We start from the raw sequence: 14342 nt of genomic DNA on the forward strand, positions 1-14342 counted from the left end.
CTTAAATTCCTGTTAATCAAAAACGGACCAGCGCCGAACCCCAAGTGAAACCACCACCGAATGCTTCCAGCAGTATCAGCTGGCCGCGTTGGATCCGGCCATCACGTACAGCTTCATCAAGCGCCAGCGGAACCGAAGCCGCAGAAGTATTACCGTGACGGTCCAGCGTGACAACCACTTTTTCCATTCCCATACCAAGTCTCTTCGCCGTTGCATTAATAATGCGCAGGTTAGCCTGGTGCGGAACCAGCCAGTCAAGCTGGCTACGGTCAAGATTGTTCGCCGTTAAAGTCTCATCAACAATGTGGGCCAGCTCGGTTACCGCGACTTTAAAGACTTCATTACCCGCCATCGTCAAGTAGGAAGGTTCAGATTGATGTGCACGGTCCTGATAAGGCAGCGTCAGTAATTCGCCATAGCGGCCATCCGCATGAAGGTGGGTAGAGATAATACCCGGCTGCTCACTTGCTCCTAAAACGACCGCACCTGCACCATCACCAAACAGGATGACCGTTCCGCGATCTTCTGGATCGAGTGTGCGAGCCAAAACATCGGAGCCGATGACTAGCGCATTTTTTACCACACCGTTTTTAATATACTGATCGGCCACGCTCAGCGCATAGGTGAAACCCGCGCACGCGGCGGCAAGATCAAATGCGGCTGAATCGCGGATGTCCAGCATCTGCTGGATCATGCACGCCGAACTGGGGAACGCATGGCTCGAGGACGTGGTTGCAACAATAATTAGTCCGATATCATTTTTATCAACGCCGGCCATTTCAAGCGCACATTCAGCTGCGTGAAACCCCATTGTTGCAACAGTCTCATCAGGACCAGCAATACGGCGTTCACGGATTCCTGTGCGGGTGACAATCCACTCATCGGATGTCTCTACCATTTTTTCCAGATCGGCGTTAGTCCGCACCTGTTCGGGCAAATAGCTACCCGTACCGATTATCTTCGTATACATGTACGCTCAGTCACTCTTCGGTAATACAACCTTTAGGCGGGCAGCAATTCGCTCGGGAACTTGCCGCCGCACCGCCTGCTCAGCCTGTTCGATTGCCGCCACAAATGCATCGCGATTTGCGGCTCCGTGGCTCTTAATCACGATACCACGCAATCCTAACAGACAAGCGCCATTGTACTGGTCGGGATTAAGCTGGCCAAAACGTTGCAGCAGGCGCGTTTTCATCCAGCGCCCCAACAGTTTCATCCACCAAGCCCGCTTTTTACCTTCGCCCTGTGGTTTCAATAGCGAAAGGAACATTCTTATCACGCCTTCCATCGTTTTCAATGTGACGTTACCCACGAAGCCATCACAAACTAGCACATCCGTTTTACCGGTAAGAAGGTCATTACCCTCAACGTAGCCAATATAATTCATATCCGGCAAGGTGCGTAGGGTAACAGCCGCATCACGAATGCTGTCAAGACCCTTGCTCTCTTCCTGCCCAATATTTAACAGGGCTACACGTGGCACTTTAATTTCAAGCACCTGCTCCGCCATAACGGCACCCATAATGGCAAACTGCACCAGCATGTCGCTATCACACTCGATATTAGCCCCGAGATCCAGCACCACGGTTTTACTCCGCTGTTGGTTTGGCAACACCGACATTAGCGCCGGTCGTTCAATGCCATCCAGCGGTTTGAGTAATAATTTCGCCAACCCCATTAAAACGCCGGTATTACCAGCACTAATGCAGGCCTGTGCCTTTCCTTCCTTCACCAATTCAAGCGCGATGCGCATTGAGCTACCGCGACTGTTTCGGATAGCCTGAGAAGGTTTAGCATCACTGGCAATAACCGATTCGGCAGGAATAATCTGCAAACGCTTAACCACAGCAGAATCAGCTTTGGCGAGTAATGACGAGATTTTGTCGGGATCGCCGACCAGAAGAAGTTGTAGTTGCGAATTAGAGGCCAGTGCCTGCATTGCAGCAGGCACTGTCACGCGAGGACCAAAGTCCCCGCCCATGGCATCTATCGCCAGGGTCAAACGTGTCAAAGTAATCGCCGCACTCGGCCGCAAAAATTACTTAACGATGACCTTGCGACCGCGGTAGTAACCATCCGCAGTGATGTGGTGACGCAGATGCGTTTCGCCAGAAACTTTATCTACGGAAAGAGTGGTTGTGGTCAGCGCATCGTGTGAGCGACGCATGCCACGTTTTGAACGGGTTGGTTTATTCTGTTGTACGGCCATGGACCTTACTCCTATTACTTACGCTTTAAACTGGCTAATACGGCAAATGGATTTGGTTTTTCTACCTCTGCAGGCAGCTTCCCAAAGACCATGTCCGCCTCGGACACTTCACAGTGTTCAGAATCATGCACCGGAACGACCGGCAAGGCGAGGATGATTTCATCTTCCACCAATGCCAGCAGATCAATTTCGCCAAACTCGTTGACGTTGATCGGCTCGTACGCTTCCGGCAGTGCTTCAGCCTGCTCGTCAGTAACGACCGGGCTAAAACAATACGTTACGTGAACATCATGTGGGAACGACTGTCCGCAACGCTGACACGACAATGTTACAGCGACTTTGGCCGTACCGTTAAGCACCGCTAAGCGCTGATTGTCGATCGCGAACGACATATCGCATTCTACATCACTGTCCACACTGACGACCGACTCGGCGACGCGCTCCACCTGTTCAGGTGTATAAATGCCCTGATAATCAAGGCGTTTTTGAGCCGTACGGACCGGATCAAGAGTCAGGGGTAATTTTACCTTTTGCATAGGGCGCGCATATTAACTTTGTAACGACATAGAGTCAAAGAAAAAGGCCGTTTTACAGCATCTTTCACCCATTATTCGCATCCAGTGCGGCGCATAGTTTAAAATGCCTTTATCTGATTCGCTATATATTCTGAAAAAAAATATGACTGATTTAGTTTTAGCTTCCACTTCACCCTTTCGCCAGTCACTGTTAAATAAGCTGGGGCTCCCTTTTATTTCCGCTGCACCGCATGTGGATGAACATGCACACGAGGGAGAAAGCGCCCCACAGTTGGTTTTACGTCTCGCCGCCGCGAAGGCCTATGCCGTCGCAGAGCACTACCCTTCTCAGTTAATAATAGGGTCAGATCAAGTTTGTGTACTCGGGGGAGAAATAACCGGCAAGCCGCATACTGCAGCTAACGCCTGCGAACAATTACGTCGGGCCAGTGGCCAATCCATTATTTTTTATACCGGACTCGCTCTTTATTCAGGCAGAGAAAAGCGACTTGAGACAATCTGTGAAACCTTCACTGTTCATTTTCGCCACTTAAGCGAGGAGGAGATTTTGAATTACGTTCGCCTGGAACAGCCGTTGCAGTGTGCTGGGAGTTTTAAGAGTGAAGGACTCGGCATCACGTTATTCGATCGGCTAGAAGGTCGCGATCCCAATACTTTAATTGGTTTGCCGCTCATCGCCCTATGCGAAATGCTGAGATCGTTCGGCGTGAATCCGCTGCGAGGATAAAGTAGAAGCCTGGCGGCCTCAGGAATCGCACACGGTGCGTCAGAAAAGCGGTGGTTTCGCCCGCGCCTGCGTAGCGAGTGAAAGGGCTGTTGGAAAGTGTGGGAGCAGGGCCGGCGCTAACCGGTCCTGCCTGGCTATCCCAAAGATGACTGCGCCTTTTTATTTTTTGCGTAATAACATCAGGCAACGTTTCAGCTTCTCATCCAGTGGGGCCTCCACACGCATCACCTCCCCCGTATGCGGGTGCGTAAATCTTAACGCGGCCGCATGCAGGAACAGACGATTCAGGCCGGTTTCTGCAAGTTGACGATCAAATTCACGCTCACCGTAACGATCGTCAAAAGCAATCGGATGGCCCGCATGCAAAGTATGTACACGGATCTGGTGCGTGCGCCCGGTGATCGGACTGGCTTTTACCAGGGTCGCTTGCTCATAACGCTCTTCGACTTTAAAACGTGTCTCCGACGGTTTCCCCTCGCTGCTCACCCGTACAACCCGCTCTCCGCTTTGCAGAATATTTTTTAGCAACGGCGCCTGGACGGCCTTCAGATGCGAAGGCCATTGCCCCCGCACCAACGCCAGATAATCTTTCTGCATCCCCTTCTCACGAAGTTGCTCATGCAGTGAACGTAGCGCTGAGCGTTTCTTCGCAACCAGCAAAATACCGGATGTATCACGATCGAGTCGATGTACTAATTCAAGGAAACGCGCGTCTGGCCGTAAGGCGCGTAGCCCTTCAATCACGCCAAAACTGAGGCCACTACCACCGTGAACCGCAGTACCCGACGGTTTATTCATCACCAGAATATACTCATCCTCATAAAGGATGGCGTCGGCGAGAGAAGCCACCTTCGCCAGTTTAGGCGAGACGGCGTCTTCTTCACGCTCAGCAACGCGCACAGGAGGAATACGCACCTCATCCCCCGGTTCCAGCTTATATTCAGGCTTAATGCGTTTTTTATTTACCCGAACTTCGCCTTTACGCAAAATTCGATAAATCATGCTTTTTGGTACCCCTTTGAGCTGGGTACGTAAAAAGTTATCAATGCGCTGTCCCGCTTCATCGGCGGAGATAGCAATAATCCTGACGGAAGGCGTATTCGTTTTCATGGTCGGCGATTCTAAATAGTGAGGTGCCATAGCGCCACCTCTTTTTCTGTGCTTAACTGACAGTCTGCCTGATAACGTAGTGTTTATGCGCGCTTTTTATTCGGATTGCCGGAAACCACGGCAAAAGACCGATTTAAAACGGGAATAAACTTCTCAAGGCGGTAAAAGTCACCTTGCTATAACAAGGTGAGCAATGGAATAATGCTAGCGTTTTTCGCTTTATACCTTGACGACGCGGGTAGCTAGCGAATAAAGGAATTTTGCCGGATAGCACATACACGCAGCAATGGCGTAAGACGTATTGTGACATCAGGCATTTAGCGGGCTGCGGGTTGCAGCCTGGACGAATAAGACGGGATTGATTCTCTCTGGTGATTCAGTAGCGGTTCCCCCTCGTAAAAGCGCTGTTTTTTCCGTATGAAAAACAGGCTGCCGAGATTTTGCGCCCCTTGAGCCACCGACAACCGTGAGGTTGACGGTTTTGCGATGAGACACGGGGCCATCGGTTGTTCCTCGTCCAGCGTTACCATGCCCGTAGCTTTGTCACTAATGTAAGAATAATGAGTAAGTTACGATGAAAAGAATGTTGATAAACGCGACTCAGCAGGAGGAGTTGCGTGTTGCACTGGTGGACGGACAGCGCCTGTACGACCTGGATATAGAAAGCCCGGGACACGAACAGAAAAAGGCCAACATCTATAAAGGCAAGATCACTCGCATTGAACCCAGTCTTGAAGCGGCATTTGTTGATTACGGTGCTGAAAGACACGGTTTTCTTCCTCTGAAAGAAATCTCCCGCGAATACTTCCCTGCAAATTACAACTCACATGGTCGTCCTAATATTAAAGACGTACTACGTGAAGGACAGGAAGTCATCGTTCAGATAGATAAAGAAGAGCGCGGAAATAAAGGTGCTGCGTTAACTACGTTTATTAGTCTGGCCGGTAGCTATCTGGTTCTGATGCCGAATAATCCTCGCGCTGGCGGTATTTCACGTCGTATTGAGGGTGACGATCGCACAGAACTGAAAGAAGCGCTCTCCTCGCTGGAATTACCCGATGGTATGGGGTTGATTGTGCGTACCGCCGGCGTGGGAAAATCAGCCGAGGCACTGCAATGGGATCTCAGCTTCCGCATGAAACACTGGGAAGCAATCAAAAAAGCTGCAGAAAACCGCCCTGCTCCATTCCTGATTCATCAGGAAAGTAACGTTATTGTCCGTGCCTTTCGCGATTATTTGCGCCAGGATATCGGCGAAATTCTCATCGATAACCCGAAGGTTCTTGAACTGGCACGCCAGCACATTGCAGCACTGGGTCGGCCAGATTTCACCAGTAAAATTAAGCTATATACCGGTGAAATCCCACTATTCAGCCATTACCAAATTGAATCGCAAATTGAATCTGCATTTCAACGTGAAGTGCGCTTGCCTTCCGGTGGATCCATCGTCATTGATACCACCGAAGCTCTAACCGCGATTGATATCAACTCCGCCCGGGCAACGCGCGGTGGTGACATCGAAGAGACGGCTTTCAATACCAACCTTGAAGCAGCAGATGAAATTGCACGTCAGCTGCGTCTGCGCGACCTTGGTGGTTTGATCGTTATCGACTTTATTGATATGACGCCGGTTCGCCATCAGCGCGCGGTAGAAAATCGTCTGCGTGAGGCCGTACGTCAGGATCGTGCCCGTATTCAGATAAGCCATATTTCGCGCTTTGGCCTGCTCGAAATGTCGCGTCAGCGCCTTAGCCCGTCGCTAGGAGAATCGAGCCATCACGTTTGCCCACGCTGTAGCGGTACCGGGACCATTCGCGACAACGAATCACTTTCGCTCTCTATTTTACGCCTGATTGAAGAAGAGTCGCTGAAAGAGAACACCAAAGAAGTGCATGCCATCGTGCCGGTGCAGATTGCATCCTATCTGCTCAACGAGAAGCGTGATGCTGTAAGCGCGATTGAGAAACGCCAGGGTGGTGTTCGTGCCATTATCGTGCCAAACGATCAAATGGAAACGCCGCACTACTCCGTACTGCGCGTACGCACTGGCGAAGAAACGCAGACACTGAGCTACCATCTGCCAAAGCTGCATGAAGCCGAAATGGCATTGCCTTCCGAAGAGGAACATGCCGAGCGTAAACGCCCTGAACAACCTGCTCTGGCTGCTTTTGTTATGCCAGATGCGCCGCCGTTGCCACAGGAAACGGCGTCTGCTACTGAGCATAAAGCGACCGTTAAACAGCAGCCTTCGGTGGTCGCAGCGCAGAATACTCAGCCAGGCTTTATCAGTCGTCTTTTAAGCGGCTTGAAAAAGTTCTTTGCCGGCGAAGAACAAGGCACTGTTGCCTCTGTGACCGCTGAAAGCAGCGAACAAAAAGCAGCAGAGGCTACTCAGCAGCGTAATGAACGTCGTAATAATAACAATCGTCGTAACAATAATCGCCGCGACCGTAATGGTGAACGCAGCGAGCGTAACGGTGAACGCGGTGAGCGTAATAACCGCGACCGCACAGGTGAAAGTCGCGATGGCCGCGATAATCGGGACAACCGGGACAACCGTGACAACCGTGACAACCGGGAAGATAATCGCCGCAACAACAAGCGTCCTGTAGCTAACACAGAACAACGCGATGAGCGTCAGGTTGCACAAACAGATGAAGCCCGTAATCAACAACGTGATGAGCAACAACAGCAACGTCGCGATCAGCGCGCAGAGCGCCAGCGCCGTCGTCAGGAAGAGAAACGCCAACAGCTGCAGGAAGTTAAAGCTGAAGAAGCGGTTATCATCGATGACGTGAGCGAAAAAAGTGTGGAAAGCGAGGAACGTGTTCAGGTCATGCCTCGTCGTAAACCACGTCAGTTGAACCAGAAAGTTCGCATTGAAACCGAGGAACAAACGGCAGCACGTCAGGCAATGCCGGATGAGCCAGTTGCGCGCAGCGTTGATGAAGAACCGGTTGCACCTGTTGCAGAACTGCCCGCTCCTGTTGCGAGCTACGTGGACGAGCAGGAAGAAACAGACAACCGCGATAGCAATAGCATGCCACGCCGTTCGCGCCGCTCACCTCGTCATCTGCGTGTCAGCGGCCAGCGTCGTCGTCGCTATCGCGATGAACGTTATCCGACACAGTCACCGATGCCGTTGGGCTTTGCCGCCGCGTCTCCTGAAATGGCATCCGGTAAAGTATGGATAAGCTATCCGGTAGTACCGGCGCAGAACGAGTTTGCCGTTAACCCTCAACAGGAAAACGCGCCAGATTACGCACGGGAAGAGATCGCGCCAGCCATCTCCCTTCCGGACAGTTATTCTGAGGCTCCTACCGCTGATCAAGACGTAGCCGAGATTGCACCTCAGCATGTACCTGAAGCTGCAGGAATGCTGGTTGAAACAGAAGAAACGGCAGCAATTGATGTGCCGGTTAGCGAAGAGCCAACCGTTATTTCTGCTGCAGATGCAACGATCGCAGAAGAGACCGTCGCCACTGCTGAACCTGCTGATGAAGCAAGCGAAGCCGTAGCGGAAGCGTTCACGGCCGTTGAAGAGGCACCAAAAGCCGTTGAAGAGGTTACTGAAGCCGTTGATATTACGCCAGTTGCTATGGCAAGTCATATTGCCAGTGAAAATGTTGCAGGCGTCAGTTCTTCAACCGCATCGCAGGTTGAAGCGCTGTTAACCGCACCAGAAGCCCTCGCTGAGGAACCGGTTCAGGTCAATGAGCCTCATGCTCCAGTACCCGCGCGTGACGTGCCTCCGGCAACCGCCGTCGTGGCTGCTGCATCGACCAACTGGAAGCATCATGCTACCGCACCGATGACCAAAGCCCCCGCACCGACCTACCAGCCGGAACCTGTTCGCCACAGTGAATGGGTACGTCAGCCGTTTAATTTCGATGGTAAAGGTGCTGCCGGTGGACACACCGCAACGCATCAGGCTACAGCACCCGCCACCAAGCCTTAACGGGTTTCATTATCGTTTTGGCAAAGCCCCGGTGTTTTCACCGGGGCTTTTTTTATGTTATTCCTTCTATGCACCTCGCAATTTCGCCGGCAAAAAAAAATCCCGTTACCGACTTTGGTGAGATCGGGAACGGGATAAAAAACGTACATAACTTACGCACGCTCAAATTCTTTTTAACCTGACAGACATTTATATATCGGACAACGCAAGGGGTCTTATTATGGTGCGTTATCTATTAAGTTGAAAAAGCGACATGCCAGACATATCGCTAAATGTCTTGTAGGAAGCCTGTAACGCGGTCTGCTGCATCATATAGGATGAGATAACGCTATTATAATCAACGTCGACCAGATTGCTCATTTGATTACTGAGAATAAGATTACGATCACCCGCCTGAGCGTCCAGTTTGTCCAATTCATCGAGTTGCGTTCCCAGCTCTGAGCGTACACTTAACACATTATTAAGTGAGTTACGCAGACCACGGTTTGTCTTATCGATCGCAGCAACAGCTGCATCTTTAGTCGCCTGATCGGCATTGGCAACTGGCGTACGTAATGCCGCAATCGCGCCGTCCAGCATATTGAAAAGATTCGCTTCGCTGTCAGCAGGATCGCCACTCGGCTCTTTTACTGCATTCCCTGTAATTGACATAAAAACTGCCTCGCCGGTATGGCTGACCGTCATGGTACGGCTGATATCAACTTTCTGGGTGATCGCCTCTTTGCCGCCGACGTAACTCACGCCACCGTCAACATCAGCAAATGGCGGCAGATTACTGCTATAACCGGCAAAAATATAACGGCCATTGCCATCTGTGGTGTTAGCCTGATTCAGGAGTTGAGCTCGTATTCCTTCAAGCTGCGTGGCGACAGAGGCGCGATCATCGTCGCTCAGGGTTCCATTTCCTGCAAAAACAATCAGCTGCTGCGCGTCCTGGATGCTGCTGGTGACATTAGAAAGTACATTCTCTTCCAGAGAGATATTCTGCGTGGCAAACGTGCGCGCCAGGCCATATTGACTACTTTCTGCCTGCGCCTGCGCCAGAACCACCGCCCGGGATGACGCAACGGGATCGTCCGATGGATTGATTACCCGTTTCCCGGTGGAGAGTTGCTCCCCCACTTTCATCCAGGCTGATTGCGCATCAGAAATGCCCTTCATCTGCTGGTTATACATCATGCTGGTACTGAGTCGCATCACCATTAATCCTTAGCTAATTTAATCAGCGAATACTTATCAACGCGTCAAAAATCGTTGATGCTGCTTGTAAAACCTGCGCATTTGCCAGGTAATACTGTTGGAAACGCTGTAAATCACCATACTCTTCGTCAAGGTTAACCCCTGAGATAGATTGCTGACGATTGGTCAACTGCGTGACAACATTGCCCTGGGTCGTATTGGCAGTTTTCAGCGTGCTGGTTTTATTTCCAATATCACTTACGAGGCTTGCGTAGGCCTCAGATAAGGTGCTATTTCCATTCACGACATCTTTATGTTGCAGATCGAGTAGCTTTTGCGCGTTGCGGTTATCACTTTCGCCACCCGCAGCAGAAGCCGCGGCGATTTGTGACTCATTGGTGATAGCGACCCCCATATTCACTATCGCACTGGCGACAGGCTTGACGATGAAGCTATCTTTTGCTGACGCCGTACCGCTGATATCGACCTGCAGGCCATCAAAACTGAGTGATTGACCCGCCTCAGTGACCGTTGCGTTTACGGAAGTATTGTCGGACAGACGCGTCACATTCCATTTCTCGCCGTCAAAGCTGACGTTATAATCTGTCGCCTGCACTTTACTGGTATCACTCCAGGCCACCTTTAGCGTAGCGTCCCCGACATTTTTGCTATTACTGATTGTCGTAGGGCCCCCGATATTGAAAAAATCTTTACCGGGATTGCCATTGCTGTCGACACCCGCTTTATGCTGAACGTTAAAACTGTCAGCAAATGCCATCGCCAGTTGTCCGAGACGATTACGTGCATCATCGAGATTTTCTCTTCTGAAGGTCAATACTCCCCCCAGCGAACCATTCGTAATCGTTTTTTCCGGGATCTCTACGTTGCCTGCTGCGGCATCCACATAACCAACGGTGGTACGCCCCGGATCGCTGCTGGAGGGCATCGCGACCAGTTGACGAGAAAGCGTTCCGGTTACCAGATTAGTGCCATTACCCAGTGAGATATTTACGCTACCATCCTGACGAGACACGGTGACACCCACAATATCATTCAGCTGATTCACCAGTTGATCGCGTTGATCTAACAGATTATTCGGTTCAGCGCCGGCCCCCGCTCCCTGTAGCTTGGCAATCTGCTCATTAAGTTTTGCGATTTGACTGGCGTAGCTGTTAATTTGATCGACGCTCGAAGCGATGTCGGTATTAATACTGCTGTCCATGTTGCGCAGATATCGGTCCGCGGTCTGAAATTGATTGACCAGACCATCAGCCTTTCCCAGCAGCGTTTGACGTGCTGAAGGATCTTGCGCATTACTGACAACGTTTTGTAGGTTAGTAAAGAATCCCTGCAGCGTACTGGCCAGGCTAGTCGACGAAGAAGCCAGCAAATCGTCAATATTGGAAATTTGATCGTACTGCGTGCCAATAGCGCTATTCTGCGCGCTGGCGCTACGCAATTGCGAAGTAATGAATTCGTTATATTCGCGGTTAACCCCCGTTATCGCCACGCCATTACCGTAATAACTGTTACCGTTCAGGGTGCTCTGCGACTGGGCCAGGATGATATTCTGACGCGAATAGCCTGCAACATTATAGTTGCTGATATTATTACTGGTGGTACTCAACGCAGCTTGGGCGGCGTTCAAACCGCTCATGGCGGAGTTAATTAAGCTGGACATGTCGGTTCCTTTTTATCCCGGACACGCATACGAGCCGGCATTAGGCCAAACGGGTGTCGGACGAGCGCCTCCGCTCTCCGACTTGATAAGTATCGACGTCAGTGAACGAAACTTGAGTGGAAAATCAGAACAAATTACTGAGGTCATGGCTGTAGGCGTGTATCACCTTGTCGCTAATATTCCGGAACTGCTGGATCATACCGACCAGTTTTTGCGCATAATCAGGGTCAGTGGCATAACCCGCGGCCTGCAACGCGTGAGCACCCTGCTCTGCTGTTTGCGCACGGGTTACCGCCGCGTACCGCGGGTTGCTACTCAGCAATTTAACGTAATCGGTCAAAGCATCAGACCAGGAGTCGTAGACGCGAAAACTGGCTTTCACTTTTTTTGCCACGCCGTGCTGATATTCGGTAGTGGTGATATCCGTTTTTTCTCCCAGCCAACTGCTACTGGCTTTGATACCAAACAAGTTATGGCTCGGCCGCCCGTCCGCTGTCATAATTTGGCGCTGCCCCCAGCCCGATTCAAGCGCAGCCTGCGCCAGAATCAGGTGATGTGGAATGCCGCTTTTTGCGCTGGCTTGTTGCGCTGGCGTTGCCAGTTGTGCAATAAATTCACGGTTATCCCCGCTAAGTGGCATGGCCGATGCCGGTAATCTTGGTATCGCTCGTTGCACCATCTGCTCAAGCTGGCGCGGCGCTATCGTATTAATAAACTGATTATCCAGTGGTAACGGCACTTTTCCTGCCATTTCATCGGGTTTAGCCGCGGGTACCATCTGTTTTACAAGAGTATCAGCAAGCCCCAACCCTTTATCAGCAAGTTGTTGCGCAATTTGCTGATCGTACATCGATGTATACAAACGGGTTTGCTCCGTACTCAACATGCCGTCCTGCGGTAGCGCCTGCCGCATGCTCTTCAGCATCATCTGAACAAACATGCCTTCGACCTGCTTTGCAACTTGCCGGGTTTGTCCCTGCGGATCGCTTCCGGCCTGGCGTTTGAGTTCATTCAGTGACTGGCTGTCCCAGGCAGCCCCCAACATTGAGGACGGTGATGCAGGCTTCATTAGATAATTTCCAGTTTGGCGCGCAAACACCCGGCGCTCTGCATCGATTGCAAAATGGACATCAGATCAATCGGCGTGGCTCCTAAGGCGTTAAGCGCCCGCACCACATTATTCAGGTTAGCGCTGGCTCTGACGCTTTGCAGCGCACCGCCTTCCTGCCGCAGATCAATTTGTGTTTGCGGCGTGACCACCGTTCGTCCCCCCCCAAATGGCGTATCGGGTTGGTTGACATTTTGGGTCTGACTTACCGTAACAGAGAGGTTGCCTTGTGCCACAGCACATGCGCCCAGCGTAACTTCCCGATTCATTACAACCGAACCAGTACGCGAGTTAACGATCACTTTCGCATCCTGCAAAGGTACAGAAACATCAATATCCTGGATCTCCGCCAGCAGGCGAACCTGCGAGCTTTTATCCGGTGATGTACGCACCTGTACCGTACGCCCGTCCAGTGGCTGCGCTGAACCATAGCCGCTTCGGCTATTGATAGCATCGCTGATACGCTGAGCCATGCTGAAATCTTCGTCATTCAGTTGCAAGTTGATCACATTTGCACTGCCGAAATTACTGGGTAATTCGCGTTCAATGGTGGCTCCGCCGGAAATGCGGCCGCCATTGAGCTGATTAACCTGTACGCTACTTCCCCCAGCAGCAGCACCGGCACCACCAACCAGCAGATTCCCTTGTGCCAGAGCATAGACTTGATTATCGACGCCTTTTAGCGGCGTCATCAGTAAAGTTCCTCCCCGCAGACTTTTCGCGTTGCCCATTGATGACACCACCACATCAATTTGTTGCCCCTGCCGTCCAAATGCCGGTAATTTGGCCGTTATCATCACTGCCGCCACATTTTTAAGCTGCATGTTGGTACCCGGGGGCACCGTTATCCCCAGTTGCGATAGCATGTTGTTCAGGGACTGCGTGGTAAATGGCGTCTGCATCGTCTGATCGCCCGTCCCATCAAGCCCCACCACCAGACCATAGCCGATCAATGAGTTATCGCGGACACCCTGCACCGTGGTTAAATCACGGATACGGTCTGCGGACGCTAATGCGCTGAACAGCACCAGCAGAGAAAACAGCAGGCGAAGGGAAAATAAACTGCGCATGAAAACCTCTTACATCGGTGACACATTCAGGAAGAAACGCTGCAGCCAACCCATATTTTGCGCTTCATTAATATAGCCGTTGCCGACGTATTCAATACGGGCATCCGCTACCTGCGTAGAAACAACCGAGTTATTGCCGCTGATGGTGCGTGGATTCACCACCCCCGAGAAGCGGATATACTCTGTACCCTGATTGATCGCGATCTGCTTCTCTCCAACGACCTTGAGATTGCCATTGGGCAATACCTGATTAACGGTCACGGTGATCGTACCGATAAACGTATTATTAGCAGAGGCACCGCCTTTCCCGGTGAAGTCATTTTTACCACTGCCATCAACCGCTAATTTATCGCCTCCCAGCAGACCATCAAGCGATGACGGCACAGTGGCCAGACCAAAGCTGGTGCTGCCACCGCGGCTTGCATTGGCCGATGAATTCTTGCTGGCACTGACGTTTTCCTGCAGCGTAATGGTGAGCGTATCGCCAATGTTGCGCGGGCGACGATCTTCAAACAGTGGCTGATAGCCGTAGTTCATCGGCATCACTCCCTGAAAAATCGATCCATTAACCACCGGTGGTGAAGCAGGCAGAGGCTGAGCCGTTGTCGCGCCGTCCACTAAAGGCGTACGCGGAATTAAGGCGCAGCCATTAAGGGTCAGCAGCATGGTTGCTAACAATAAACGTCCGGGCTTGATATGTAATTGCTCCGCCACGACATCACGACCTTTCATCATTTCATTAAAATAATATTCTGAGGGCCGAA

At 51.4% G+C, this 14342-nt stretch carries 12 protein-coding genes; 2 read left to right on the forward strand and 10 right to left on the reverse strand.

Annotation, left to right across the window (positions count from 1 at the left end; genetic code table 11):
- Positions 1-16 precede the first annotated feature (16 nt).
- From J1C60_RS10745 to yceD, 4 genes are read right to left on the reverse strand one after another with little or no spacing between them, the layout of a single operon-like run.
- Entirely contained in the window at positions 17-970 is a 954-nt protein-coding gene (locus J1C60_RS10745) for a beta-ketoacyl-ACP synthase III (protein WP_128177468.1), read from the reverse strand.
- A 6-nt stretch (positions 971-976) separates the two neighbouring features.
- A complete protein-coding gene (gene plsX, locus J1C60_RS10750; protein WP_128177470.1) occupies positions 977-2011 on the reverse strand; it encodes a phosphate acyltransferase PlsX in 1035 nt (344 codons plus the stop codon).
- Between the two features lie 27 nt (positions 2012-2038).
- Complete coding sequence (rpmF, locus tag J1C60_RS10755) at positions 2039-2209, reverse strand: 50S ribosomal protein L32 (protein WP_034939285.1); 171 nt, start codon at positions 2207-2209, stop codon at positions 2039-2041.
- Positions 2210-2223: 14 nt separating this feature from the next.
- The gene (gene yceD / locus J1C60_RS10760; RefSeq protein ID WP_128177471.1) at positions 2224-2745 is read right to left on the reverse strand and encodes a 23S rRNA accumulation protein YceD; all 522 of its coding nucleotides are present in this window, start codon (positions 2743-2745) and stop codon (positions 2224-2226) included.
- A 142-nt stretch (positions 2746-2887) separates the two neighbouring features.
- Here yceD and J1C60_RS10765 point away from each other — a divergent pair, with 142 nt between their 5' ends.
- A complete protein-coding gene (locus tag J1C60_RS10765) occupies positions 2888-3472 on the forward strand; it encodes a Maf family protein (protein ID WP_128177473.1) in 585 nt (194 codons plus the stop codon).
- Between the two features lie 159 nt (positions 3473-3631).
- On the opposite strand, the gene rluC is transcribed toward J1C60_RS10765, so the two are convergent.
- A complete protein-coding gene (gene rluC, locus J1C60_RS10770) occupies positions 3632-4582 on the reverse strand; it encodes a 23S rRNA pseudouridine(955/2504/2580) synthase RluC (RefSeq protein ID WP_164877291.1) in 951 nt (316 codons plus the stop codon).
- Positions 4583-5156: 574 nt separating this feature from the next.
- Here rluC and rne point away from each other — a divergent pair.
- Positions 5157-8540: a ribonuclease E gene (gene rne / locus J1C60_RS10775; protein ID WP_128177479.1), complete on the forward strand. Its 3384-nt coding sequence runs from the start codon at positions 5157-5159 to the stop codon at positions 8538-8540.
- A gap of 228 nt (positions 8541-8768) precedes the next feature.
- On the opposite strand, the gene flgL is transcribed toward rne, so the two are convergent.
- From flgL to J1C60_RS10800, 5 genes are all read right to left on the reverse strand, one after another.
- Positions 8769-9737: a flagellar hook-associated protein FlgL gene (flgL, locus tag J1C60_RS10780; protein WP_128177481.1), complete on the reverse strand. Its 969-nt coding sequence runs from the start codon at positions 9735-9737 to the stop codon at positions 8769-8771.
- Between the two features lie 25 nt (positions 9738-9762).
- Positions 9763-11400 (reverse strand): flagellar hook-associated protein FlgK, encoded by a 1638-nt coding sequence (gene flgK / locus J1C60_RS10785; RefSeq protein WP_128177483.1) that lies wholly within the window; start codon positions 11398-11400, stop codon positions 9763-9765.
- Positions 11401-11524: 124 nt separating this feature from the next.
- Complete coding sequence (gene flgJ, locus J1C60_RS10790) at positions 11525-12469, reverse strand: flagellar assembly peptidoglycan hydrolase FlgJ (protein ID WP_128177485.1); 945 nt, start codon at positions 12467-12469, stop codon at positions 11525-11527.
- Positions 12469-13578 carry a flagellar basal body P-ring protein FlgI gene (locus tag J1C60_RS10795; protein WP_128177487.1) on the reverse strand — a complete coding sequence of 370 codons (1110 nt, stop codon included), beginning with the start codon at positions 13576-13578 and terminating at the stop codon, positions 12469-12471. The genes flgJ and J1C60_RS10795 overlap by 1 nt, the downstream gene beginning before the upstream one ends.
- A gap of 9 nt (positions 13579-13587) precedes the next feature.
- Positions 13588-14310 carry a flagellar basal body L-ring protein FlgH gene (locus J1C60_RS10800; RefSeq protein WP_220485668.1) on the reverse strand — a complete coding sequence of 241 codons (723 nt, stop codon included), beginning with the start codon at positions 14308-14310 and terminating at the stop codon, positions 13588-13590.
- Positions 14311-14342 lie beyond the last annotated feature (32 nt).

The organism is [Pantoea] beijingensis, assembly GCF_022647505.1.
In the GTDB taxonomy this organism is placed as follows: domain Bacteria; phylum Pseudomonadota; class Gammaproteobacteria; order Enterobacterales; family Enterobacteriaceae; genus Erwinia; species Erwinia beijingensis.

Coding starts and splice junctions, on each gene's coding strand:
- J1C60_RS10745 (WP_128177468.1), bottom strand. CDS start 970: ATGTATACGAAGATAATCGGTACGGGTAGCTATTTGCCCGAACAGGTG.
- flgK (WP_128177483.1), bottom strand. CDS start 11,400: ATGTCCAGCTTAATTAACTCCGCCATGAGCGGTTTGAACGCCGCCCAA.
- flgJ (WP_128177485.1), bottom strand. CDS start 12,469: ATGAAGCCTGCATCACCGTCCTCAATGTTGGGGGCTGCCTGGGACAGC.
- rluC (WP_164877291.1), bottom strand. CDS start 4,582: ATGAAAACGAATACGCCTTCCGTCAGGATTATTGCTATCTCCGCCGAT.
- J1C60_RS10765 (WP_128177473.1), top strand. CDS start 2,888: ATGACTGATTTAGTTTTAGCTTCCACTTCACCCTTTCGCCAGTCACTG.
- rne (WP_128177479.1), top strand. CDS start 5,157: ATGAAAAGAATGTTGATAAACGCGACTCAGCAGGAGGAGTTGCGTGTT.
- rpmF (WP_034939285.1), bottom strand. CDS start 2,209: ATGGCCGTACAACAGAATAAACCAACCCGTTCAAAACGTGGCATGCGT.
- J1C60_RS10800 (WP_220485668.1), bottom strand. CDS start 14,310: ATGAAAGGTCGTGATGTCGTGGCGGAGCAATTACATATCAAGCCCGGA.
- J1C60_RS10795 (WP_128177487.1), bottom strand. CDS start 13,578: ATGCGCAGTTTATTTTCCCTTCGCCTGCTGTTTTCTCTGCTGGTGCTG.
- flgL (WP_128177481.1), bottom strand. CDS start 9,737: ATGCGACTCAGTACCAGCATGATGTATAACCAGCAGATGAAGGGCATT.
- yceD (WP_128177471.1), bottom strand. CDS start 2,745: ATGCAAAAGGTAAAATTACCCCTGACTCTTGATCCGGTCCGTACGGCT.